The sequence below is a fragment of the Salarchaeum japonicum genome (genome assembly GCF_049705945.1).
Taxonomy (GTDB): domain Archaea; phylum Halobacteriota; class Halobacteria; order Halobacteriales; family Halobacteriaceae; genus Salarchaeum; species Salarchaeum japonicum_A.
On record NZ_JBNAMV010000004.1, the window covers coordinates 2,130,929 to 2,154,810 of the forward strand.

At 66.7% G+C, this 23,882-nt stretch carries 24 protein-coding genes and 1 tRNA gene; 12 read left to right on the forward strand and 13 right to left on the reverse strand.

All coding sequences use genetic code 11. The annotated features are described in order from the left end of the window. Position 1: 1 nt before the first annotated feature. Genes hisC through ACOZ4O_RS13440 form a run of 4 tightly spaced genes read left to right on the forward strand, consistent with a single transcriptional unit; the run spans position 2 to position 2,745 of the window. A complete protein-coding gene (gene hisC, locus ACOZ4O_RS13425) occupies positions 2-1,075 on the forward strand; it encodes a histidinol-phosphate transaminase (RefSeq protein WP_424526070.1) in 1,074 nt (357 codons plus the stop codon). Further along, positions 1,072-1,578: an adenylate kinase family protein gene (locus tag ACOZ4O_RS13430; RefSeq protein ID WP_424526072.1), complete on the forward strand. Its 507-nt coding sequence runs from the start codon at positions 1,072-1,074 to the stop codon at positions 1,576-1,578. The genes hisC and ACOZ4O_RS13430 overlap by 4 nt, the downstream gene beginning before the upstream one ends. After that, entirely contained in the window at positions 1,575-2,183 is a 609-nt protein-coding gene (locus ACOZ4O_RS13435) for a CDP-alcohol phosphatidyltransferase family protein (RefSeq protein ID WP_424526074.1), read from the forward strand. Before ACOZ4O_RS13430 ends, ACOZ4O_RS13435 begins: the two co-directional genes overlap by 4 nt. Positions 2,184-2,226: 43 nt before the next feature. Continuing rightward, a complete protein-coding gene (locus tag ACOZ4O_RS13440) occupies positions 2,227-2,745 on the forward strand; it encodes a multiprotein bridging factor aMBF1 (protein ID WP_424526076.1) in 519 nt (172 codons plus the stop codon). Here ACOZ4O_RS13440 and ACOZ4O_RS13445 read toward each other — a convergent pair. Then, complete coding sequence (locus ACOZ4O_RS13445) at positions 2,742-4,196, reverse strand: DHH family phosphoesterase (protein WP_424526078.1); 1,455 nt, start codon at positions 4,194-4,196, stop codon at positions 2,742-2,744. The two genes, ACOZ4O_RS13440 and ACOZ4O_RS13445, sit on opposite strands and share 4 nt — an antisense overlap. Positions 4,197-4,312: 116 nt before the next feature. Between ACOZ4O_RS13445 and ACOZ4O_RS13450 the strand changes: the two genes are divergently transcribed. Beyond that, positions 4,313-4,386, forward strand: a tRNA-Lys gene (locus tag ACOZ4O_RS13450). Between the two features lie 362 nt (positions 4,387-4,748). After that, on the forward strand, positions 4,749-6,434 hold the full coding sequence (locus ACOZ4O_RS13455; protein WP_424526080.1) for a histidine kinase N-terminal 7TM domain-containing protein: 1,686 nt from the start codon (positions 4,749-4,751) through the stop codon (positions 6,432-6,434). A gap of 3 nt (positions 6,435-6,437) precedes the next feature. On the opposite strand, the gene ACOZ4O_RS13460 is transcribed toward ACOZ4O_RS13455, so the two are convergent. Both ACOZ4O_RS13460 and ACOZ4O_RS13465 read right to left on the reverse strand, forming a co-directional pair. Continuing rightward, positions 6,438-7,394 (reverse strand): hydroxyacid dehydrogenase, encoded by a 957-nt coding sequence (locus ACOZ4O_RS13460; RefSeq protein ID WP_424526082.1) that lies wholly within the window; start codon positions 7,392-7,394, stop codon positions 6,438-6,440. Between the two features lie 151 nt (positions 7,395-7,545). Then, the gene (locus ACOZ4O_RS13465) at positions 7,546-7,722 is read right to left on the reverse strand and encodes a hypothetical protein (protein WP_424526084.1); all 177 of its coding nucleotides are present in this window, start codon (positions 7,720-7,722) and stop codon (positions 7,546-7,548) included. Positions 7,723-7,805: 83 nt separating this feature from the next. Here ACOZ4O_RS13465 and ACOZ4O_RS13470 point away from each other — a divergent pair, with 83 nt between their 5' ends. Further along, complete coding sequence (locus ACOZ4O_RS13470; protein ID WP_424526086.1) at positions 7,806-8,216, forward strand: hypothetical protein; 411 nt, start codon at positions 7,806-7,808, stop codon at positions 8,214-8,216. Here the strand turns inward: ACOZ4O_RS13470 and ACOZ4O_RS13475 are convergent. The 7 genes from ACOZ4O_RS13475 to ACOZ4O_RS13505 form a co-directional block, all read right to left on the reverse strand. Then, the gene (locus tag ACOZ4O_RS13475) at positions 8,213-8,737 is read right to left on the reverse strand and encodes an AAA family ATPase (protein ID WP_424526088.1); all 525 of its coding nucleotides are present in this window, start codon (positions 8,735-8,737) and stop codon (positions 8,213-8,215) included. The genes ACOZ4O_RS13470 and ACOZ4O_RS13475 overlap by 4 nt on opposite strands. Before the next feature lie 32 nt (positions 8,738-8,769). Continuing rightward, the gene (locus ACOZ4O_RS13480) at positions 8,770-9,438 is read right to left on the reverse strand and encodes a DUF502 domain-containing protein (protein ID WP_424526090.1); all 669 of its coding nucleotides are present in this window, start codon (positions 9,436-9,438) and stop codon (positions 8,770-8,772) included. Positions 9,439-9,739: 301 nt separating this feature from the next. Further along, entirely contained in the window at positions 9,740-10,420 is a 681-nt protein-coding gene (gene phoU, locus ACOZ4O_RS13485) for a phosphate signaling complex protein PhoU (RefSeq protein ID WP_424526092.1), read from the reverse strand. A gap of 6 nt (positions 10,421-10,426) precedes the next feature. Beyond that, a complete protein-coding gene (gene pstB, locus ACOZ4O_RS13490) occupies positions 10,427-11,311 on the reverse strand; it encodes a phosphate ABC transporter ATP-binding protein PstB (protein WP_424526094.1) in 885 nt (294 codons plus the stop codon). Beyond that, entirely contained in the window at positions 11,308-12,921 is a 1,614-nt protein-coding gene (gene pstA / locus ACOZ4O_RS13495; protein ID WP_424526096.1) for a phosphate ABC transporter permease PstA, read from the reverse strand. The genes pstB and pstA overlap by 4 nt, the downstream gene beginning before the upstream one ends. Continuing rightward, positions 12,918-14,039, reverse strand: coding sequence for a phosphate ABC transporter permease subunit PstC (gene pstC / locus ACOZ4O_RS13500; protein WP_424526098.1), 1,122 nt, complete (start codon positions 14,037-14,039; stop codon positions 12,918-12,920). Before pstC ends, pstA begins: the two co-directional genes overlap by 4 nt. After that, a complete protein-coding gene (locus ACOZ4O_RS13505) occupies positions 14,036-15,121 on the reverse strand; it encodes a PstS family phosphate ABC transporter substrate-binding protein (protein ID WP_424526100.1) in 1,086 nt (361 codons plus the stop codon). The genes pstC and ACOZ4O_RS13505 overlap by 4 nt, the downstream gene beginning before the upstream one ends. Positions 15,122-15,336: 215 nt before the next feature. Between ACOZ4O_RS13505 and ACOZ4O_RS13510 the strand changes: the two genes are divergently transcribed. After that, positions 15,337-16,341, forward strand: a complete 1,005-nt coding sequence (locus tag ACOZ4O_RS13510) for a PhoU domain-containing protein (protein WP_424526102.1) — start codon at positions 15,337-15,339, stop codon at positions 16,339-16,341. Here the strand turns inward: ACOZ4O_RS13510 and ACOZ4O_RS13515 are convergent. Further along, the gene (locus ACOZ4O_RS13515) at positions 16,338-16,670 is read right to left on the reverse strand and encodes a 2Fe-2S iron-sulfur cluster-binding protein (protein WP_424526104.1); all 333 of its coding nucleotides are present in this window, start codon (positions 16,668-16,670) and stop codon (positions 16,338-16,340) included. The two genes, ACOZ4O_RS13510 and ACOZ4O_RS13515, sit on opposite strands and share 4 nt — an antisense overlap. Before the next feature lie 109 nt (positions 16,671-16,779). Between ACOZ4O_RS13515 and ACOZ4O_RS13520 the strand changes: the two genes are divergently transcribed. Beyond that, a complete protein-coding gene (locus ACOZ4O_RS13520) occupies positions 16,780-18,150 on the forward strand; it encodes a geranylgeranyl reductase family protein (RefSeq protein ID WP_424526106.1) in 1,371 nt (456 codons plus the stop codon). A gap of 258 nt (positions 18,151-18,408) precedes the next feature. Here ACOZ4O_RS13520 and ACOZ4O_RS13525 read toward each other — a convergent pair whose 3' ends face one another. Then, positions 18,409-19,689 carry an amidohydrolase gene (locus ACOZ4O_RS13525; RefSeq protein WP_424526108.1) on the reverse strand — a complete coding sequence of 427 codons (1,281 nt, stop codon included), beginning with the start codon at positions 19,687-19,689 and terminating at the stop codon, positions 18,409-18,411. A 110-nt stretch (positions 19,690-19,799) separates the two neighbouring features. On the opposite strand from ACOZ4O_RS13525, the gene ACOZ4O_RS13530 reads away from it, so the two are divergent. From ACOZ4O_RS13530 to ACOZ4O_RS13540, 3 genes are read left to right on the forward strand one after another with little or no spacing between them, the layout of a single operon-like run. Then, positions 19,800-21,362 carry a Na+/H+ antiporter NhaC family protein gene (locus tag ACOZ4O_RS13530; protein WP_424526110.1) on the forward strand — a complete coding sequence of 521 codons (1,563 nt, stop codon included), beginning with the start codon at positions 19,800-19,802 and terminating at the stop codon, positions 21,360-21,362. Further along, positions 21,359-21,622: a DUF7513 family protein gene (locus tag ACOZ4O_RS13535; protein WP_424526112.1), complete on the forward strand. Its 264-nt coding sequence runs from the start codon at positions 21,359-21,361 to the stop codon at positions 21,620-21,622. Before ACOZ4O_RS13530 ends, ACOZ4O_RS13535 begins: the two co-directional genes overlap by 4 nt. A 39-nt stretch (positions 21,623-21,661) precedes the next feature. Then, positions 21,662-22,855 (forward strand): GNAT family N-acetyltransferase, encoded by a 1,194-nt coding sequence (locus ACOZ4O_RS13540; protein ID WP_424526114.1) that lies wholly within the window; start codon positions 21,662-21,664, stop codon positions 22,853-22,855. A gap of 177 nt (positions 22,856-23,032) precedes the next feature. Here ACOZ4O_RS13540 and ACOZ4O_RS13545 read toward each other — a convergent pair whose 3' ends face one another. Then, the gene (locus ACOZ4O_RS13545) at positions 23,033-23,854 is read right to left on the reverse strand and encodes a nucleoside phosphorylase (RefSeq protein ID WP_424526116.1); all 822 of its coding nucleotides are present in this window, start codon (positions 23,852-23,854) and stop codon (positions 23,033-23,035) included. Between the last annotated feature and the right edge of the window lie 28 nt (positions 23,855-23,882).

The following is a 23,882-nucleotide window of genomic DNA, read 5'->3' on the forward strand; positions in this document are numbered from 1 at the left end:
CATGCAACCACGGGACCTCTCCGACCACGTCGAGTACCAGGCGGGTCGGGGAATCGAGGAGGTCGCGCGCGAACTCGGCCGCGACCCCTCGGAGTTCGTGAAACTCGCGTCGAACGAGAACATGTTCGGCCCCAGTCCGCTCGGCGCCGACGCGATACGGGAGACTGCGAGCGACGCCCACCACTACCCGACCGCGGACCACGCCGACCTCGTCGCGCGACTCGCCGACGACTGGGCGGTCGAGGACGACCAGGTGTGGCTGGCGAACGGCGGGGACGGCGCGCTCGACTACCTCGCACGCGCCACCCTCGAACCCGAGGACGGCGTTCTCGTCCCCGACCCCGGCTTCTCCTACTACGGGATGACCGCGCGCTTCCACCACGGCACCGTCGCGACGTATCCCGTCGAGCGTGACGACGGCTTCTCCCTCACCGCAGACGCCGTCCTCGACGCCTACGACGGCGAGCGCATCGTCTTCCTCACCAGCCCCCACAACCCCAGCGGCGGCCGGTTCACGCTGGACGCCGTCACCGAAATCGCCGACGAAACCCGGGAGAACACGCTCGTCGTCGTGGACGAAGCGTACGGCGAATTCACGGACGCGCCGAGCGCAATCGACCTCGTGCGCGAACGCGACGACGTGGCCGTTCTCCGCACGTTCTCGAAGGCCTACGGGCTCGCGGGCCTCCGCCTCGGGTACGCGGTCGTTCCCGAGGACTGGGCCGAAGCGTACCGGCGCGTGAACACGCCGTTCGCCGCGAACCTCGTCGCCTGTCGCGCCGGACTGGCGGCGCTTGACGACGACGCGCACGTCGACCGTACGGTCGAGACAGCGGAGTGGGCGCGCGAGTACATGACCGAGAACATCGACGCCCGCGTGTTCGAGAGCCACGGGAACTTCGTGTTGGTCAACGTCGGGGACGCCGCGGCGGTGGCCGAGGCGCTGAAGCACCGCGGCGTCATCGTCCGCGACTGCACGAGCTTCGGCCTCGACGACTGCATCCGCATCACGTGCGGCACCACGGAGGAGACGAAGACCGCCGTTGCGGAACTGAACGAGGTGCTCGACTCGTGAGAGTTGCCGTCACCGGCACACCCGGAACCGGGAAGACCACGGTGACCGACCTCGTGGACACCGACCTCGACGTGATTCACCTGAACGACGAAATCCGCGAACGCGACCTCTACACCGAACGCGACGAGGAGCGCGACAGCCTCGTCGTGGACGTGGACGCCGCGCGCGACTGGCTGGACGGCCGCGACGACATCATCGTGGAGAGCCACCTCGCGCACTACTTCGACGCGGACCGCTGCATCGTCCTGCGGTGTCACCCGCGCGAACTCGACCAGCGGCTCAGGGAGCGCGGCGAACCCGAACCGAAAGCCCGGGAGAACGCCGAATCCGAGGCCCTGGACGTGATTCTCGCGGAGGCCGTCGAGGAGTTCGGCGCGGACAGCGTGTACGAGATAGACACGTCGAACCGCTCGCCCGAGGAGGTCGCGGACGACGTGGAAGCGGTGCTCGCGGGCGAGCGCGACCCGAGCGCGGGCGACCTCGACTTCACCGACTACCTATGACGCTCGACCAGTACCGCTCGCTCGCGTCGCGCATCCTCCGCCCGTTCGTCAGGCTCTCGGTTAGACTGAATCTCACGCCCGACGCCATCAGCGTCGCCGCGTTCGCGCTCGCCGTCATCGCCGCGGGCGCGTTCTACGAGGCCGGCGCCGGCCCCGACTGGTGGTACGGCGTCGGCGCCGTGCTCGTCCTGCTCAACGGCATGCTCGACCTGCTCGACGGCGCGGTCGCACGCGAACTCGACACGGACAGCCCCGCCGGCGACCTCCTTGACCACGTCCTCGACCGCTACGCCGACATCGTCATCATCGCCGGACTCGCCGCCGGAATCGACCAGCACGCGCTCGGGTTCGCGGCCGTCACGGGCGTCCTGATGACGTCCTACCTCGGCACGCAGACCGAAGCCGTCGGCCTCGAACGCCAGTACGGCGGCCTGCTCGGACGCGCCGACCGCCTCGCGCTCGTCTGCCTCACCGGCGGCATCTCCGTCGTCGTTCCCGTCGTCGCCGACGTGAGCGTCGTCGCGTGGCTGCTCGGCCTGTTCGCCGTCGTCGGCCACCTCACCGCCTTCCAGCGGTTCTTCGGCGCGTGGCGCGACCTCCAGTAACCCGCGGCGTGCCTTTTAAGCCGCTCCCGGAGCTAGATTCTCTATGGTTCAATGCGAGATGTGTGGCGCGGAGACCGCGTCCCCCAAGACCATCAAGGTCGAGGGCGCGGAACTCGACGTCTGTGACGACTGCGCCGACTTCGGCACCGAAGTGAAGACCCAGTCGTCGTCCTCCACGTCCACCAAGTACTCCACGTCCTCCAGCAGTTCCGGCGACTCCAGTAGCACCGGCGGTTCCTCCGGCGGGTCGTCGAACACTCGCCGCCACGACATGTTCGACGAGATGGAGGAGGTGGCCGCGGACTACGACGACCGCATTCGAAACGCCCGCGAGTCAGCCGGCCTCAGCCAGGAGGAACTCGCGAAGGAAATCAGCGAGAAAGCCAGCCTCGTCCGCAAACTCGAACGCGGCGCGATGCTCCCGAGCGACAGCGTCCAGAAGAAACTGGAGAAGTACCTCTCCATCACGCTCACCGAATCCTCGAGCGGCGACGACGACTGGGAGTCCGAGAGCGGCGGGGACGGCCTCACCCTCGGCGACATGGTCAAACGAAAGGACTAACCGCCGTTCTGCGCGCTCGTCTCCTGCTCGACACCCATCGCGTCGAACAGTTTTCGCTTCACCGCCTCCTCAGTCAGCGTCAGCAGGGTCTCGCGGTTCTCCTCCGAGGACTCGATGCCCGTGAAGATGCCGAGCGGTATTTCGGCGGACGCCTGCGTCGAGTGCCCTGCGGCCTCGCCAATCTCCGTGAACGCGTCCTGCAGGACTTTCCCGATGTTCAATCGGATGTCCTTCGAGCGCGCCGCGAGGTAGATGGTGTCGTCCACGATACCGAACACGGCCGTCGTCGTGATACCCTCCAGATTGAGGAGTTGCTGGGCGGCCTGCGCGAGCGCGTCCCGGTCCCGAATGAACCCCGCATCGGAGACCAAGTGACTTCCGCGGACTTCGCGGTTCGTGATGGCTTCCGCGAGCACGTCCAGCGTCTCCGGACTCATGTTCGGCGACTCGACCTGTTCGAGCGTGTCGTGGTCCGCGAACGGATACAGGTACGCCGCAGCCGTGAGGTCCGCGGGCGTCGTGTCCCGCCGGAAATCCAGCGTCTCCGTCCGAATCCCGTACAGGAGCGCGGTCGCGACCGCTTGGTCGACACTCAGGTCGAACTCCTGGATGTACTTCGTGAGAATGGTCGACGTGGAGGAGACGTTCGGCCGCACGTCCACGAACTCCGCCTCCACCTCGCCCTCCGACTCGTAGTGGTCGATGTAGATATCCACGTCCGCGTCGACCTTGAGGTCGCCCGCCTTCGCCGGGTCGATGAGCGCGACCGTGTCGTACTCCGAGATGTCCACGTCGTCGTACGGCGTGAGTTCGAGTTCGAGGAGGTTCACGAACGCCCGGTTCTCCTGATGGCCGATATCGCCGAAGTAGAGGATGTCCGCCTCCGCGCCGAGGTGTTCCGCGATGGACCGTAACGCCGCCGCGGACGCGATGGAGTCCGGGTCGGGGTTGTCGTGCGTCAGTATCGCGAGCTTACTCGTCGACGCCGTGATGACGTCCGCGAGCTGTCGCGCCTTGTACTCCAGTTCGCCGGATTCGAGCGCGCGCAACGCCGCGTCCGCGATGACGTTCGACGGATTGATCACCACGTCCGCACCCAACTGGGTGAGCTCGTCCGCCGTCACCGGGTCGCTCGCGCGCGCCACCACGAACTGGTCCTCGTTCCGATTCCGGATGTTCTCCACCGCGGCCTCGTTCGCCTCGATGTCCGAGGACATGATGAGCACCACGTCCCGGTCGTCGACGAGCTCCGCAACGTCGTCGTCCCGGATGTCGGCGGCTTGCGCGTTCAAATCCTGGTCGCGCAACGCCTCGACGCGCGACTCGTCCTTGTCCACGATGAGCACGTCCTTCCCCCGCTCGACGAGCTCTTCCGCGACGGAGTGCCCGACGCTCCCGCAGCCGAGAATCGCGTACGTGGACATCGACGAAATCGTAGCCCGGCTACTCATGTACGAACGCGTATCCTCCGGCCGTACTTAGTCCTCCCGACAACCCCCGAGAACCCCTCACACGCGACCCCCAGAAGGAAACCTATTTTAGCGTCCCGCGGATACGAAGAATCACAGGGCCGGTAGCTCAGTTCGGCAGAGCGTCTGACTCTTAATCAGACGGTCGCGTGTTCAAATCGCGCCCGGCCCGCTTCTATTCCGACCGCACCTGTCGAGCACCGCGTAGCGTGTGCGAGTCAGTTCGAGCGGAACGAAGCGGCCAGCACGATTTGGGTTAGTCAGGCGAGCGATAGCGAGTCTGACGCAATTCAAATCGCTCCCGGCCCGCTCCACCTTTTGCGTTGCGTGTGTTCCGATGGCCGTAACATGGAACCGTGGGAGAGGGGTAGGTGGGGCGCGGCGCTCCGGCGGCACTCGCCGGCGTCCGCCTCGGAACCACCATCCTTCGGCGTCGGCGGTGGTCGGGGCGTTCGCATTGCCGTCGCACGGGCGTTGCGGCGTCGTTCTGCGACCCGAAGACCCAATTAGGCCGATTGTGTGTCTTTAGTCGTCGTGGTTTCGATACTCGGTGTCGTCGTGGCCGCCTGCACGCTGTTGGGTGGCGTGAGCTCGCTCGCGCTCTGCGCGTATCTGTGGCGGCACTGGGGGCGTGGTGGTGCGGAGTGGTTCATGGCGACGCTGGCGGCGCAGGCGGTCGCGACGCTCGGGTACGGCATCGGTCTGTTCGTGTTCGATCCGTTCTGGCGTGCGTACGCGGACGCGGCGTTCTGGCTGGGGTTTCTCTGGATCGGGCCGTTCTTCCTGGCGTTCGCGCTCGCGTACACGGGGCGGAGCGGCGCGTTGCAGACGTGGGTGTTCCGCGGTATCGTGGCGGCGACGGCTGGCGGGTCCGTGCTCGTGGTGACGCAACCGCTGCACGCGCTGCTGTGGCGGGAGTTCCGCGTGGTGGAGACGCTCGGTTTGGCGGGCGCGCTGTACTCGATTCAACCGCTCGGCTACGCGATTCTGATTCTGTCGCTGACCGCCGTCGCCATCGCCGTGCTGTTGCTGGTGGACGCGATACTCGCGTACGGCCCGCTCTACCGTCGGGAGACCGCTGCGGTCGCGCTCAGCACCGCCCCGCCGCTCGCCGGGTTCGTGCAGTGGATAACGCAGTCGGGACCGTGGCCGGCGCTGAACTTCATCCTCGTGTTCGTCATCGCGCACGTCGCGTTCGACGCGTACGCGTTCGTCGGCACGCACATGTTCGACACGAACCCCGTGACGCGGCGCGCGGCGGAGCAGAACGCGCTCGACGACCTCCACCAGCCCGTGTTGGTGCTGGACGCGGACGACCGCGTGGTGGAGGCGAACGACCGCGCACGAACCGTGTTCGGCGTCCCGCGCGCGAACGATCTCCCCGTCGCGTTCTCGGCCGTTGTCGGACAGTCTCTTGACGACGTGCGCGAGGCGGGTGAACTCTCCGCGGGCGGCCCGGACGGCGGCGTGTTCGCCGTGTCGTACACGCCGCTCACGGACTCCCATGGCGGGTCGGTCGGCGGGACGCTCATCCTCTACGATATCTCGAGCGAACGACAGCGCGAACAGGAACTCACCGTGCTGAATCGCGTCCTGCGGCACAACCTCCGAAACAAGATGACGATAATCCGCGGGCACGCCCAGTCGATGCGCGCGGACCTGAGCGACGACCGCCTCGAATCGCAGGCCGACGCAATCGTGGCGTCGAGCGACGAACTGCTCGCCGTCGCGGAGACCGCCCACGAGTTCCGGCGGGTTCGCGAGCGCGACCGCGACCCCGAACGTGTCTCGCTCGAAACGGTCGTCGCGGGTGTGCGTGAGGACGTGCTGGCGGACTGGCCGAACGCGGAAATCGCCGTGGAACACGACGCGTCCGACGCGACCGTTCGAACGGACCGCGCGGTGCTGGGACTGCTATTGTCGAACCTCGTGGAGAACGCCGTCGCGCACGCCGACGGCGACCCGAGCGCCTTCGTTCGCCTCCACACCACCGACGACGGCCGGTTCGCGGTCTCGATTCGCGACGACAACGACCGAATCTCGGACGCCGAACTCGCGCCGCTGCGCGCGGGCACCGAAACCCCGCTCAGTCACGGGAGCGGCGTCGGCCTCTGGGTCGCGACGTGGTGCGCCGACGCGCTCGGGGCGACGCTCGACTTCTCGTACGACGACGGGAACGTCGTCACCGTCACGCTCCCGGACCGCGGAACGGACGACTGACGACTATTTTGGGTCGTTGAGAGCCGTTTTCGGCCGCCCACCCTCGTACACGGTGCGGACGTGGTCGGCGGCGGCGAGGCTGACGGCGCGCGCCGATTCGACGGTGACGCCGGCGTTGTGCTGGGTGAGGACCGCGCGCTCCTGGTCGAGCAGCGGGTCGTCCGCGGTCGGCGGTTCCGTCTCGTACACGTCGACGCCAGCGCCGGCCAGCGCGCCGGAGTCGAGCGCGTCACAGAGAGCGTCTTCGTCCACCACGCCGCCGCGTGCGGTGTTCACGAGCACGGCGTCGTCGGGGAGCGCTCGGAGTTCCTCGCGACCGACGACGTGCCGGGTTTCGTCGGTGAGCGGGACGTGCACGCTCACGTCGTCCGCCGCCTCGAACACCGCACTGACAGAATCCAGGAGTTCGACGTTCGCCGGGAGGTCCTCGGAATCGACGTACGGGTCGTAGGCGACGCAGGAGACGCCGAACCCGTGGACGAGCTCCGCGAGCCGTCGGCCCGCGTTCCCCGCGCCGACGAGGCCGAGCGTCCGGCCCGAGAGTTCGTGGCCCGCGAAGTCGTGGCGTCGCCAGTCGGCGTTCCGGGTTGCGGCGTCGGCGCGCACCACTTGGCGCTTCGCCGCGAGGAGGAGCGTGAGCGCGTGCTCCGCGACGGCGTTCGTGTTCTCCCCCGGCGTGTTCGCGACGAGCACGCCGTTCCGGGTCGCCGCGTCAACGTCGATGTGGTCCACGCCCGCGCCGTGTTTCACGACGACGTTCAGGGAGTCGGCGGCGTCGAAGAACGCCGCGGTCAGCGGGACCGTGCGCGTGATGACCGCGTCGAATCTGTCGGCGTCGGCGACGAGCGCCGCCTCGTCCGCGTACTCGTCGATGGAGACGAACGTCGCGAACTCGCGGAGTTCGTCGGGACCGCTCGGGTCGATGGTCGACGGCAGCAGCACCGTCCACGTCTCGGACATACGACCTCCCTCGACCCGCGTCGCAAAAACACTCCGCTTTCCCGGGGCGAACACGGACCGCCGACCGCGTCGTCCTGCTCTCTTCGTCCAGTCGCACGTCGCTCGTGTCGGCGAACACGGACCGCCGACCGCGTCGTCCGTTCTTTGCGCGTTAGTACAGTCGTTCGACGAGCCAGTACGACAGTCCGCCGAGTACGGCTCCCGCGAACAGGCCGACGAGGAGGAGCGGCCAGAACCCGCCCGGGAGGAGCACCGGAACGGCGGCGACTATCGTTATGAACACCATGATGCCTGCAGGGACGGCGAACCCACTTTCGTCCGTAACCATACGCGTGGATTCGAGCGGTGGGTATTTTTCTTTGCGGGTTCCCGTTCGGTTCGTTCTTCATCGTGGGGCGAGAACGACGAGGTATGAGTCTCGACTCGCTCCCGCCGCGGCCGCTCACGGTCCCGGAGGGACGCACGCTGCACCGCTCCGACACCTTCCGCATGGCCGCGCCCGCGTCCGCGTCCTCGAAACGCGGCCGCGACACTCGATTGGTCTCCGCGCTCGTCCTCGTCACCGGCGACACCGTCTACGGCGTCGGCTACGACGTAGAACAGGAGGGCTGGCAGACCGTCTTCCGGGAGACGTACGGAACAGTCGGCGAGGCGGACGACCTCGCGGCCGAGGCGAACGACGACCTCCGCGAGTGGGTCGGCCACCGCGAGGAGTCGTTCGGCGAAGTCGAGGAAGGCATCGAAGCGACCGAGGAGGAGAGCGAGCGCGCACGCCTGCTGTTCGACCAGTACGACGACATCGCGGACGGCGAAGAAAGTTAGTAGAGCGCGTCGATAACGCACTCTCTCGTCTGCGCGGTACTCCCCGAGTTGTCGATTGTGATACAGGGTTGCTCGATTGGCTCGAACTCCTCCTTGTAGAGTTTGTACACGTCGAAGTCGGCGTCGCTCGCGTCGTCCGTTCGCGCGGCGATGCGCGCTCGCACCACGTCCTCGTCGCACTCGACGCGCACGAGGCGGAAGGTCGCGCCGTGCTGGGCGGCGAGGTCGCGGGCGCGCTCTCGATGCATCGCGCGCTTGAACGTCCCGTCGACGACAACCGACTCGCCGCGTGCGAGACGCGCGTCCACCCGGGAGAACAGTTCGTCGTAGACCCGGCGGAGTTCGTCTTCCGTGTAGTCGGGGTCGTCGACCACGTCAGTTCGAACGATATCGGTCCGCAGGAGGTCCGCGTTTCCGGGGACGCGCTCTCGAATCGTCTCCGCGACCGTCGTCTTCCCGACGCCCGGAAGCCCACACACGACCACCAATTCGGGTCCGCCGCCGTCCGCTCGCGCACTCATCGTACGACTACGTGGAGGAGCGGACGGACTAATCAAGGTGTGGAAACGCCCTCGTCCAACTCCTCCTCCGTGAGCTGAATCACGGACTCGTCCTCGGACTCCGTCATCCCCGTCGTCATCAGCAGGCGGATGGCCGCGCGCACGCTCAAATCGGACTCGTGCGCCTGACTCTCCGGCACGAGGATGAGCGAGCCCTGCGTCGGGTTCGGACTCCCCGGAACGAACACGTTGTACGCTTTCTCGCCCGCGACCTCCTCGACACCCTCTGGACTGTCACCGGTCTTCAGTCCGAGACGGTAGACGCCGTCCTGCGGCCACTCCACGTACACCACCGATTCGAAGTCCGAACTCCGCGTCGTCACCGACGACACCATCCCTCGAATGCTCCCGTAGATAGTCCGAAACACGGGAATGAACGTCACGACGCGGCCCGTCCGCCCGAGCACGCGCTTCCCGACGGACCACTGCGCGACCGCGCCGACGACCGTGACGCCCACGACGAACAACACCAACGCGAGCAGTTGCGCGAGCAGGACGTTGTTCGCCGTCAGGGACGCCAGCCGCGACCCCTCGATGAACGGCGCGAGAAAGCCCGTCGTCCACGAGAACACGAACTGAAGGATGACGAGCGTCACGAGCAACGGCGCGACCAGTACCAACCCGGCCAGAAAGTCGCTCTTCAGCGAGGTTTTGATTCGCATACCCGAACCCCGTCCGCGTCCAGAATAAACGTAGGGGACGCGACGACCCAACAAATCAAATACGGAGCGGCGCAGCGGTCGCGAAGCGGAGGCGGGACGGTGGCGGAGCGGAGGCGGGACGGTAACGGAGCGGAAACTTGGATAGTACCGCGAGCGCCGCCGGCGCTCGCGGCCTTTTCCTCCAACGTCAGAGCGGTGCTCTGACTGGCTCCCCCTCACTCACGGCTACGCCGTTCGTTCGCGGGAACAGGGTTTCACTCACGCGGTCGCCTTCGGCGACGCGCGGAGTAAAAAGGTGCGTTCAGTAGATGAGTTCGTCGTCGTTTTCGACCATGTAGAGGGTGCGGGCGGAGATGTTGACGGCGTGGTCGCCGATGCGTTCGAGGTCGCGGATGGTGAGGAGCATGCGGGAGACGTCCTGCATGATGCGTTCAATTTCTTCTTCGGTGGTGTCGGCGTCGACTTCGGTTTCGATGAGATCGCGGACGACGGTCTGGCTGGCGGCTTCGCACATCTCGTCGATGTCGTCGTCGCGGTCGGCGATGGCGAAGCAGGCGTCGACGTCCTGGTTGGCGTAGGCGTTCATGGCGTCCTCGACCATGTCGATGGTTTCCTGGCCGATGGAGTGGATGTTGACTTCGGGGAACATCTCGTGTTCGGCGTCCAGGGTGTATTCGCCGAGGTTGACGGCGAGGTCGGCGATGCGTTCGAGGTCCGTGATGATTTTGAACGAGGACGCGATGAGGCGGAGGTCGCCCGCCACGGGCTGCTGGAGCGCGAACAGGTCGATGCAGTCCTGTTCGAGGTCGAGGTAGAGGCCGTTCACTTCGTCGTCGCCCTCGATGACGTCCCTCGCGAGTTCTTCGTCCGATTGCTGCATGGATTCGAGCGCCATGCGGAGGCGGTCGGTGACGACCTCGCTCATGTAGAGGACGTCGTTACGCAGCGTTTCGAGTTTCTCCTGATAGGATTCTCGTGGCATACTGTGTTACCCGAACTTCCCCGTAATGTAGTCTTCGACGCGCTGGCTCTCGGGGTTTTCGAAGATCTGGTCGGTGTCGCCGTACTCGACGAGTTCGCCGCCGGTGAGGAAGACGGCGGTCTGGTCCGAAATCCGCGCCGCCTGCTGCATGCTGTGCGTCACGACGACGACGGTGTAGTCCTCCGCGAGGTCCTCGATGAGGTCTTCGATTTTGGCGGTGGCGATGGGGTCGAGCGCGGATGCGGGCTCGTCCATCAGAATCACCTCGGGGTCAACGGCGAGACAGCGCGCGATGCAGAGGCGCTGTTGTTGACCGCCGGACAGCCCGAGTGCGTTGTCCCCGAGGCGGTCGTTGACTTCGCCCCAGAGCGCGGCTTGGCGGAGCGCGCGCTCCACGAGTTCGTCCTCGGTTTCGTCGTCGCCGCGGCCGAGCAGCCGCGAGAGCAGGCCCGTGTCGATGTCGCCGTGTTTGCGGGGGCCATAGGAGACGTTGTCGCGGATGGATTTCGGGAACGGGTTCGGCTGCTGGAACACCATCCCCACCCGCTTGCGGAGCTCCACGAGGTTCACGCCGTCCTGGTAGATTTCCTCCCCGTCGAGCGTTACGCTGCCGTCGACGCGAGCGCTCTTGATGCGGTCGTTCATCCGATTGAGGCACCGGAGGAACGTCGACTTCCCACAGCCGGACGGTCCGATGAGTGCCGTCACGGACTTCTCGGGGATGTCGAGGTCGATGTTCTTGAGCGCCTGTTCCTCGCCGTAGTGGACGCTCACGTCGCTCGCGGAGATCTTCGCGTCCCCCTCGAACTCGTAGTTCGTCCACTCGGGGTCGATTTGTTCTTCGCTCTCGCCGGCGGTGGTGCGTTCGGATTCGGTGTGTTGCGTGCTCATGCTTCGAGTTTCTTCCGGAAGTAGATTCGTGAGGCGATGCCGATGGCGTAGAAGCCGAGGACGACGAGCAGGAGGACCAGCGCGGTCGCCCACGCGAAGCCCTCACCCTGCTGGCCGACGCCGGCGCTGATGGCGGCGAACAGCTGGTAGGGGAGTGCGCTCGCCGGTTCGAGGAGCGCGCCCGTGTTCAGAATGTCCACAAACGGGAACGAGGACGTGAAGGAGAACGACCCGAGCACGTCCGCGCCGTTCGTCGGGAACGGCTCGCCCGTCATGACGAGCAGGATTGGCGCTGTCTCGCCGGCGATGCGGCCGACGCCGAGGATGACGCCCGTGATGACGCCCGGCATCGCCGCGGGCAGCACGACGCTCCTGATGGTCTGCCACTGGGAGACGCCGAGCGCGGCGCTCGCGTCCCGGTACTCGTCCGGGACGTTCAGAAGCGCTTCGCGGCTCGTAATGACGACGAGCGGGAGGAGCATGAACCCGAGGACGAGCATCCCCGTGAGCAGGCTGTTCGTGTTCCCGAGACGAGGCACGAGGAACGCCAGCCCGAACAGGCCGTAGACGATGCTGGGCGTGCTCCAGAGGCCGTTCGTCGACACTTCCACGAGCTGCGTGAATCGGCCCTGTTCCGCGTATTCGGTGAGGAAGACGGCCGTGCCGACGCCGAGCGGGACGGAGAGCAGGACGGCGCCGATGACGAGCCAGACCGTGCCGACGATGGCGGGCGCGATGCCGTTCACGGCGTTCGTGAGCGCGACACCCTCCATGACGAACGGCCAGTAGAACCAGAGAATGGGGCCGCTGAATATCACGTACTGGTCGAGGAGCGGGACGTGGAACCAGAACCACGGCCCCCAGTAGAGACCGTACTGGATGCTCTGCGTCATCGGCTCGAACCCGCGCACGACGATGAGGCCGACGATGACGACGAGCAGCACGATCATCGCGGCGGCGTTCGCGCCGACGAGGAAGTTCGCGCCGCGCTCGCGCCCGCGCGCCCCGAACCCGTTGTAGGCCTGCGCGCTCACCCAGGCGAGGGCGAGGCCGGAGACGCCGAGCAGGATTGGGAGCACGGTGTCGGGCGTGAACACGGCCGAGGACTCGATCGGCGTCCACCGCCAGCCCGGACTGATAACGTCGAGCAGGACGATAAGCGAGGCGAGACCGGCGAACCCGGCGCCGGCGACGGTGAGACCGGCGTCCTCGCGTGGGGACGCGACGAGCACGGCGCCGATGACCATCCCGACGAGCGCACCGATCGGCCAGAGCGTCGAAAACCCGAGCGTCTGCGCGGCGACCAAGCCGCCCGTTGCGAGGCCGAGCAGGCCGAACCCGGCGACGACGGAGAGGCCGGCGGTCGCGTCCGGCGTCGTGTCGAGCGCGCCGGTGCGAGAGGCGATACCGACGCCGGCGAGCGCGAGCGCGCCGGCGAGCAGGCCGCCCGCGAGCCAGTCGGCGACCGCGACGCCCGCAACTGTGGATGTGGCAGGAATGACCTGTGCAAACGCGAGAACGCTCGCGGCGAGCGCGAGACTGCCGAGTGCGACGCCGACGCCCGCGGCGTACTCCGCGCGCGAGGACTCGGACTGAACGAGCGAGCTCATTCTCGACCACCCAGTTTGCGGTTCATTCGCGCTTCAATGTACTGCGAGCCGATGCTGAGCGCGAGCACCGTCACGAACAGGACGACGCCCGCGGCGAACAGCGCGCTCATCTGACTGCCGGACGCGATACCGTACTGGCTCGCGATGAGCGAGGTGAGCGTGATGGTGTTCCCGAACACGTCGTACAGGGGGTCCGGGAGGTTCGTGATGTTCGCGAGGATGACCGTCGCGGCCATCGTCTCACCGACCGCACGCCCGATTCCGAGCAGGACCGCGGCCGACACGCCCGAAATCGACGCGGGAAGAGTGACGCTCGTCGTGGTCTGCCAGCTCGTCGCGCCGAGCGCGAGCGACCCGTCCTTCATCTCGCCGGGCACGCTCGCGATGGCGTCCTCCGCGACCGACACCACGGTCGGAAGCGCCATCACGCCGATGACGAACCCGACGACGATGAGGCTGCCGAACGTCGGGAGGCTGAACTCGGTCATCATGAACTCGTTGAGGACGATGAAGCCGATGAAGCCGTACACGATGGAGGGGATGCCGGCGAGCGTCTCCACGCTCGGTTTCAGGATTTCGCGCGCCCACCCCGGCGCCATCTCACTGATGAACAATGCGCCCGCGACGCCGAGCGGCGCGGCGACCGCGGTCGCGATGAGGGTCGTGATGAACGTCCCCCACAGCATCGGCGCGAGCGCGTACAACTGCTGGCTCGGCGTCCAGAACGGCGAGGACGTGTCCGTGAACATCCGTAGGCCCGGCACGTCGAACGACACGCCGAACAGCGACACGTGGTGGCTCATCAGGCCGAACGCCTCCCGGGAGCGCAGGAAGAGGTAGACCATGATGAGGCCGAGCACGACGACCGTCGAGACGGTCGCGACGAACGCGAGGTAGCGCGCGGTCGCGCCCGGATAGCGGGACGCGCCGTACGCGTTCACACCGACGAACGCGACCAGCGGCACCCATGCGAGCGCGTGCCCGACCGCGAACGCCGCGAGGAACGCGACGAGGAACAGCGTTCCCAGGCCGCCGACGACGCGCGTGCCGTGGTCGAGGTGGACGAGCGTCCGCGCGGCGTCTCGCGCTCGGTCCGTGGCCGTGTCTGCGACGCTCATACTGTGTCGGGGAGTTTCGCGAGTTCTTCGTCCTGTCGCTCCTGCGTGAGCGCGGAGTACCCGACCGGTTTCACGAAGCTCTCCTGGCCGTAGTCGCTGAGAATCATGCGGAGGAACGCGGCCTCCATCTTCGAGGTGTCCTCGTACGTGTAACAGTGAAGGTCCCGCGAGAGGGGATAGTTCAGGTCCGCGAGGTTCTCACCGGGGACGTACTCCGTTCCCTCGAACGTGAGCGTGATGGCGGGAACGGAGTCGTCGACGAACGCGAGCGCCATGTACGCGATGGCGTTCCCGGAGCGCGCGACGATGTCCCGCACCTGCTGGTTCTGTCCCTTCCGCACGTCGATACCGGGCATCGGCGCGTTCGCGTCGCCGTAGAGGTTCGTGCGGAACGCCGTGTCGGTTCCGGAGCCTTCGGCGCGCCCGATGCACTGAATCTGCTTCGACGGGCCGTCGTAGCCAGGAACGTTCTGCCAGTCGGTTATCTCGCCCTTGTAGATGGCGCGGAGCGTCTCCGCGGTCAGTCCGGTGACGCCCGCGTCGTACACTTCCTGACTGACGACGATGGGCTGAGCGTCCACGCCGACGACGTGGTTTTTGAACTTCGCCAGTTCCTCCTCGCTGGCTTCGGATAGTTCGGCCGCGACGGGCGCGCTCGCGTTCCCGATGTCGACGCGGCCCGCCTTCAAGTTCTCCAGGCCCGTTCCGGAGTGACTGAGGTTCACCTTCACCTCGAACGGCGGAACGCCGCCGTCCGCCGGTCCGAACCCGTAGAGGCCCGCCCAGTAGTCCGCGAGGTGTTCGTCCGTCTCGATTCCGTACTCCGTCGGCCCCCAGTACTCGCCGTCGGACGGCGGCGCGTTCGACCCCCAGTAGGAGGACGCGCGGTTCGCGATAGGGAAGACGGTCGAGGACCCGCCCGCCCGCAGGAGCGGAACGCTTCCGCCGCCACCGCCGCCGCTGTTGGTGTCGCCACCGCTCCCGGGCGGTGTCGGACTGGTACTGATACAACCGGCGAGTGCGGCGAGCGCCGACCCCCCTGTAGCGAGGGCGAGACGGCGTGTCGCACGCCTTTCAGACATCACCCGGGACTACCCGAGACGTGGGTAAATACTCTACTATTACAACTATATAGTAGAATATACGTCGTGGTAGATTGGTCGTTCAACGCGTTTCGAATACTCGTCGGAACGACCACTCACAAGCATTCAGGGCGCATTTCAGGCGATACGGGCGGGCTAGCGTAGTGGGTTATATAGACCGAAGATAATTTATTGTGTGGCGCGTAGCAGTGTATATGGAACGACGGAAGGTCCAGGTGACAGGGGGGTCGACGTTCACAGTTTCGATTCCGAAGGACTGGGCGCGCGAGAACGACGTCGAAGCCGGCGACGAGATGGTGTTCCACGAGGACGGCCGGAGCCTCCTCGTTCAGCCAGTCGGAAGCGAGGACACCGTCCGGGGAACGTTCGACATCAGCGGCCTCGACGGCGACCACCTGATGCGGACCGTGATGACGATGTACGTCTCCGGGTTCGACGTGCTTGAACTCGAAGCCGACCGCATCACCGCCGACCAGCGCCGCGTCATCCGGAACGCCACGCAGAGCCTCGTCGGCCTCGAAGTCCTCGAGGAGACCGGTGACCGCGTCGTCATCCAGGACCTCCTCGACTCCTCCGAACTCTCCATCCACAACGCCGTCCGTCGAATGCGACTCATCTCCACGTCGATGCTGGACGACGCCGTCACCGCCATCGTCGAGAACGACGACGACCTCGCGCGAGACGTGACCGAACGTGACGACGACGTGGACCGCCTCTGGTTCGTCGTCTCCCGCATCTTCCGCGGCGCGCTCCGCTCACCCGAAGCCGCCACCGAGATGGGCGTCTCCCGCGAAGTCTGCTTCGACTACCACTCGAGCGCGCGCCAGCTCGAACGCATCGCCGACCACGCGACCAAGATGGCGAACGTCGCGCTCGAAATGGACGAGGACATCCCCGACGAGGTCGCGGACGCCCTCAACGAACTCCACGAGGAAGCCATCGGCATCGTCGACATCGCGATGGACGCGCTCGTCACCGACGACACCAACGAAGCGACCGAGCTCGCGAACGACGCGCGCGAACGCATCCCCCAGATCGACGACCTCACGCGCGCCGTCGACGAACACCTCCGCGACCTCGAACCGCGGAACGCCCAACAGCTGAGTCTCGTCGTGGACTCGCTCTCCCGGTGCGCCGACTACGGCGGGAACATCGCGGAAACCGCACTGCAGAAGGCAGCGCCCACGCCGGGCGTCTAGTCGTCATCGGCCGTCACCGGACCGCTCGGCTCCGGCGCCTCCTCCTCGATACTCGGCGGATACTGCCCCCTGTCGAGCACGAGGTCCGACTGCGGGCGCGCCATACAGGTGAGCGCGTACTCCTCGGCCTCCTCCTCCGTGAACCCGCGCGCTGCGGGCTGCGTGACCTCGCCCTCGATAACCTTGGCCGAGCACGCCAGACACATTCCGACCCGACACGAGTACTCTTGGGCGATTCCCTCGCGGAAACACGCCTTCAAGATGGTCTCCTTCTCGGAGACCTCGATGGTCTCGTCGCGGCCGGCGAACTCGACCGTGTACGTCGTCATACCCGTCCGTTCTGCGACGACCGGTAAAACTCTTTATTCCGCCGTGTCCCCGCGCAGGCGACGGATTGAGGAGTAAAGAGTTTTCCCGCCCGCCTTCAATCGAGCGAGTATGACTACCCACGAGTACGACGCAGTCGTCGTCGGCGCCGGCACCGCCGGCTGTTACGCCGCCGCGACGATATCGATGGCGGGCTACGACGTCGCCATCGTCGAGCGAAAGACCGAGCAGGAGGCCGGTCACATCGCGTGCGGGGACGCCCTCAAGGGCGCGGCGAACTTCCCCGAAGCCATCCCGAAGTCGAAACTCGAACCCGCCATCACCAACACCGAAGTCGACCACGGCCGCTTCGAGATTCCCCAGGAAGACACCGTCCTCGACATTCCCGTTCCCGGCGAACTCGCCGTCGTGGACCGCTGGGAGTACGGGAAGTGCGTCATCGGCGGCGCGAAGGACCGCGGCGTCGACTTCCACTACAACGTCGTCGTCACCGACGTCCTTCAGGAGGACGACGGCACCGTCACCGGCGTCCGCGGGAAGCACAAGGGCGACGTCCACCAGTTCGACGCCGACATCGTCGTGGACGGCGCAGGGTCGCTCAGCGTCCTCCAAGACAACACGAACTTCGACGGCACGACGTTCGACACGAACGTCAACTACAGCCAGTTCTGCAGCGGCTACCGCGAAATCGTCGAAGTCGAGGAGGAAGTCGAATGGAAGGACGCGCTCGTGTTCAAACCAACCAAGCGCGCCGCCGGCTACCTCTGGTACTTCCCGCGCACCGGCACCGAAATCAACGCCGGCCTCGGGTTCCAGATGACGGAGGAGCCGATGCAGATGATCGAGGACCTCAAGCGCGACCTCCGGAACCGCCCCGAGTTCGCGGGCGCGACCGTCAAGGACAAACTCGGCGCGGCGCTCCCCACCCGCCGGCCCTACGACTCCGCCGTCGCGAACGGCTTCATCGCCGTCGGCGACGCCGCCGGCCTCGTCAACCCCACCACGGGCGGCGGTATCGCGGGAGCCGCCTACTCCGGGAAGTACGCGGGCGAACAGGCCGTCACCGCCATCGAGCAGGGCGACGTGAGCGAGGAGAACCTCTGGCGGTACAACGAACGCGTCATGGACCACTTCGGCGCGCGCTACGCCGGCCTCGACGTCTACAACATCCTCTCCACCGCCGTCGACGTCGACAACCTCATGGGCCTCCTCGCCAGCCTCCCGATGGGCAAACTCTCCGAAGCCATCTACGCCGGCAGCGCCGAACTCAGCCTCGGCGTCAAAGTCCAGACCGCAATCAAGAGCTTCGGCAACTGGGGCACCATCTACAACCTCTACCAGACGAAGAACCAGGCCGACCGCCTCCTCGACCACTACCAGACCTACCCGGACAGCCCCCACGAACTCGACACCTGGCAGGACCGCCGCGACGACATCATGACCGACGTCTACGAAGTCACCGGCGCGGACCCCAAGTACTAGCGCACCTTTTTCCTCCTCGGGTCGCGCGGAGCGCGACCACTCGGAGCAAAAATCTGCACCAAAAAACCCGCGAACGCACAGCGTTCGCGGTGAACGTCGCGCGAAGCGCGACGATGCTCTATCCCTCCGACAAACGTTCAAGTACAATAGCGAGGCCAGCGGGCGGTATGGCGTAATCGTCGTCGCACGCGGGATTCACGAAATCCCGACGGCCGTCCGCGTGCGAGAACCCAGGCCGCCGTGAATGCCCCTACCGAGCTACGGCTGTGTTTTCGCGATGGAGAGAATCGAGTCCGTGAGCACGTCGATTCCGATGGGGATGCTGGCTTCGTCCACGTCGAACGTCGCGGTGTGGTGGCCCCCGGGATGGTCGGTGCCGACCGCGAGGTAGCACGCGAGTCCGCCGTTGTCTTGGACTTCCTGCATGAGGAACGTCGCGTCCTCGCTCCCGCCGAGTTTGTCGCGGTCCACGGGACTGTCCACGCCGTCGGTTCGGCTCGCCACGTCGTAGACGATGTCGGCGAGCGCGCCGTCGCTCACCGCGCTCGGCGCCTCGCCCTCCGTGTGGATGTCCACGTCCACGTCGTGCATCTCCGCCGCGCTCCGGAGCACGCGGTGCGCGTGGTCCTTCATGTAGTCCTTGAGCTCCGTCGTCTCACCGCGGACTTCGCCCTCGACGAAGGACTCCTCGGGGATGACGTTCGTCGCCGTGCCGCCGCCGACGAGACCGGCGTTCACGCGCGTCTCGCCCCCCGAGTGCCGGGGAATCCCGTAGAGGTTCTGGATGGCCGCGGCCATCGCCTGCACGGTGTTCCGCCCCTCCTCGGGTTTCGCGCCGGCGTGTGCGGGTTCGCCGTCGTACTCCGCGAGGAAGTGCGACACCGCGAGGAATCCGTCGATGCCCGCGACCACCTCGCCCGTCGGGTGATCGAGTCCGACGTGCACGGCGAGCAGGTAGTCCACGTCGTCGAGGTGGCCGGAGCGCGCCATCGCGCGCCCGCCGCCGACGCGCTCCTCCGCCGGCTGGAAGAACACCTTGAACGTCCCCTCGAAGTCGCTCTGTTTGACGCGTTCGAGGACGCCGATACCGAAGGTCGCGTGCGCGTCGTGCCCGCAGGCGTGCATCGCACCCTCGTTCTCGGAGCGAAAGCCCTCTCTGGCGGGCACGTGGTCGTCGTCCGTCGACTCCGCCTGCGGAAGCCCGTCGATGTCCACGCGCAGCCCGACTGTCGGCCCCTCGCCCTTCCGGAGCACCGCGACCGCGCCCGTGAAGCCGCCGCGGAGCGATTCGAGCAGGTCGGGGTCCGCGCCCGCGTCGAGCGCGCGGTCGTACCACTCGTCGAGCACGTCCTCGTCCGGGACTGCCATGCGTTCGTCGGCGTTCAGCGCGTCCGGGCCGACGTGCAGTTCGTCCACGCCGATGCGTTCGATCTCCTCGACGATACGCGCGGTCGTGTAGAACTCGCGCCACGCCGGCTCCGGGTGACGGTGGAGGTCTCGTCGGAGCGCTACGAGATGGTCCTGTGTGGACTGACTCATGGATGGAGCGACGACGCGGGTGGGTTTAGTTTCGTCGCCGTCGGAAGCCTTGACGCTCCCCTGAACTATATGAAGGCAGGTACCAATCACCACTCAGAGGGAGAGAGAGAATGTCAGATAACGACGACGCGGACGACGTACAGACCGAACTTAACGAAGCTGAGGACGCGCGCAGCGCGCCCACGTTGGAGTTCTACGGAGGGCGTGCCGCGAGCGCGATTCCCCTCGGCTTGTTCGTAGTGTGGGCGGTCGTGCAGAGCGGCCTGTTCGGCATCGGCGACACCACCGGCCTCGTCATCGGGATGCTGGTCGCGCTCGTCGTCGGGATGTTCTTCGTGAAGGGCGACTGGAAGCACTACGCGAACGCCATCTTCGCGGGGATGACCGAACGAGTCGCCGCGACAGCCATCGTCGCATGGCTCTGGGCGGGAATGTTCGCCCAGCTCCTGCAGGACGGCGGGTTCGTGAACGGCCTCATCTGGGTCGCGAACGTCGTCCCAGTCTCCGAGTCCGTGCTCCCGACGCTCCTGCCGGCGTTGACGTTCGTGCTCGCCGCGCTCCTCGCGACCGGCATCGGTACCGGCTACGGGACGACGATCACGTTCGTCACGACGTTCTTCCCGGCGACCGTCCTGCTCGGCGCGAACCCCGTCCTGATGTTCGGCGCGATTCTCTCCGGTGCGGTCTTCGGGGACAATCTCGCGCCCGTCAGCGACACCACCATCGTGAGCGCCGTCACCCAGGACGCCGACATCGGGGGTGTTGTCGCTTCACGGCTGAAGTACGCGTTCGTCGCCGCCGCGCTCGCCATCGTCGGCTACCTCATCGCCGGCCAACTGATGACGACCTTCCAGCCCACCGGTGACGGCCTTCCCTCGGGGAACGTCGTCGGCCTCGTCCATCTCGTCTCGATGGGGCTCGTCATCTGGACCGCGGTGAACGGCCGCCACATTGTCGAAGCGATCTCGTGGGGTATCATCGCAGCCATCGTCTTCAACATCGGGCTCGGTCTCGCGCCCGCGAGCACCATCATCCAGTTCGTCGCACCGACGACTGCGCCGCTCGCAGACGCGTTCACCGCGCTCCCCATCGTCACCATCGCCGGACCCAACACGCCCGCAGCGGGCGTCCACGGCAGCCTCTACACGGGTGCGGCCGGGTTCTTCCCGCTCATCGTCCTCACGCTCCTCATCGTCGCTGCCGCCCGCATCATGATTCAGGGCGGCGGGTTCAAGGCCGTGCAGGACTTCCTGCTCTCCACCGTCGCGACGAAAGTCCGGCGCGCGGAGACGACGATGGTGCTCGGCACCGCCGGCGTCAACGCAATGATCACCATCAACACCGCCGCGGAAATCGCCATCGCGCCCTACGTCGCGCGCATCGGCGAACAGTTCAACATCAACGGCTACCGGCGCGCGAACATCCTCGACGCGAACACGAGCGCGCTCGGCTACATCTTCCCGTGGGCCGGCGGCGTGCTCGCCGGATACAGCCAGATGCCCGCGCTCGTCGAGGAGTACGGCGTCGAGTCGATGCTCGTCAACCCCGTGGAGGTCTGGCCGTTCGTCTTCCACGGCTGGCTGCTGTTCTTCGTGTTCCTCGCCGCCGCCATCACCGGGTACGGCCTGGAGTACGCCACTGACCGTGAGGCAGAGGAGGTGGCGCGCGTATGAACCTCGACGCGTTCTTCGCGGGCGTCGGATTCCGCACCGCGACGCCGAGTTTCGACACTGGCGACGAGTTTGTCGTCGTCGTCACCGGTAACGAGGGCGACACGCCCATCGTCCGCATCGGCGACTCCGTGCTCCGCGTGCCGGACGCACCCCGCGACAGCGTGCAGACGAAAGTACGCGTTCGCGTGGAGTCCTTCGACGATGCCGACCACACCGGCACCGCGACCTACCTCGAAACTGTCGGGGAGACCGCGTACTGACTCGGCACGTTCTTCATTCTTCGCGCCACGCTGGTTCGTATGGTCGACTACCGCCCGCTCCCCGACGACCGCACGGAGGAGTTCCGGTCGTTCGTCACGTACGCGTTCCGCCCCGAATCAGGCCCGCACGACCCCGACGAGGACGACGACCTTCCCGAACCCGCGCAGGTCGGCGACCCTTACGGCGTCTTTGACGGCGACGACCTGCTCGCCGTCTGCCGACATTACTGGTTCACGGCACACGTCCGCGGCGACACCCACCCGATGGCCGGCCTCTCCGCGGTCGCCACGCCGCCCGAGAACCGCCGCCGCGGCCTCGTCCGCGACATGCTCGTCGAATCCCTCCGCGAGTACCGCGAGCGCGACACCTACCTGAGCGCGCTCTGGCCGTTCAAACACCCGTTCTACGCGCAGTTCGGCTGGGCGACCGCCACGGAGTACGTCACGCACGAGTGCCCCCCAGACGCGCTCGCGTTCGCCCGGGACGACGCCCCGCTCGGCACCTGGGGCCGCCTTGATGCCGACGACTGGGACCGCCTCCCGAGCGTGCTCGCCGCGCACGGCGAGCGCTACGAACTCACGCTTGACCGAACCGAGGAGTGGTGGCGAAAACGCGTCTTCAGCGGCTGGGACACCGACCCCTACGTCTACTGCTGGCAGGACGCCACCGGAACCGACCGCGCGTACCTCGTCTACCGCGTCGAGTCCGACGACGGGAAGACGCTCGCCGTACAGGACGCCGCGTGGACCGACCACGGCGCCTACCTCGCCGTCCTCGGATTCCTCGCCGACCACGACTCCCAGGTAGAGACAGTCCGCCTCCGCGGCCCCGTTGACTCCCCGCTCCTCGATGTCGTCCCCGACCCCGGCGAGGTCGACACCACCGTCTCCGCCGGCCCGATGGTCCGCATCGTCGACGTTCCCGACGCGCTCACCGCGCTCGACTACCCCGCCATCGACGCCGACCTCACCATCGCCGTCACCGACACGCTCGCCGACTGGAACGACGACACCTTCCGCCTCACCGTCACCAACGGCGCACCCAGCGTCGAACGAACACACGACGACGCCGACCTCTCGCTTGACATCGGCACGCTCACCCAACTCGCCGTCGGCCACCGAACCGCCACCGACCTCGCACGAACCAACGACATCCACACCGACGACGACACCACGCAGGCGCTCGACGCCCTCTACCCCGAAACCACCACCTTCCTCCGCGAAGGCTTCTGAGAATCCCGAAACCACCACTTGAGAGTACTTTCGTCACGAATGACTGAGTGACGCGAACGTTCAAATACGAACACGCGGCCAGCGTGCAGCGTGGTCTGAAACAGACCGCGCGTGGGAGCGCGAAACCCGGCGGCGCGCCCACCGCGACCACCGACGCGCCGCCGTGCAAGTCCCAGGTCAGTCGAGACTCATACCCGCGTGCCAGCGGTCCACGCCTTCCTCCGCTTTCTTCGCATCCATCTTCGCGAGGAGTTTCACGGCGAGGCTCGCTGTCTCGGACGCCCGATACTCGCCTTCCGCCCGGAACTCGCCGGTGGCGCGGTTCGCGTAGACCGAGCAGACAGCGCCCGCGCGCAGACCGTAGACGTTCGCGATGGTGAGGATGGCCGAGGCCTCCATCTCGATGTTCTTCACGTTCGCCGCTTCGAGTTCCTCGATGAGGTCCTCGCTCCCGGCCGCCTGATAGCCGCCGAACCCGGGGCGGCCCTGGCCCGTGTAGAAGCCGTCGGCGCTCATCGTCACGCCGACGTGGTAGTCGTGATTGAGGCGTTCCGCCGCCGCGACGAGCGCGCTCACGACCTCGTCGTGCGCGACTGCCGGATAGTCCTCGCGGACGTACTCGTCGCTCGTCCCCTCCTGACGGACCGCGCCCGTGGAGATGACGAGGTCGCCCACGTCCATCTCCGCTGAGAGCGCGCCACACGAGCCGACGCGAATGAACGTGTCCGCGCCGACGCGCGCGAGCTCTTCCACCGCGATGGCCGCAGACGGACTGCCGATACCCGTCGAGGTCACCGAAATTGGCGCGTCGTCGTACGTCCCCGTGAGCGTGCGGTACTCGCGGTGGTACGCCTTCTCCTCGTAGTCGTCCCAGAACTCCGAAATCTTCTCCACTCGCTCGGGGTCGCCGGGCAAGAGAACGGTGTCCGCAACGTCACCCTCCGTGAGTTCCACGTGGTACTGGACCTCCTCGTTCGGGTCCTCAGAATCACCGGGCATACCGTCGCGTCGGCGGGCGGCGCACAAG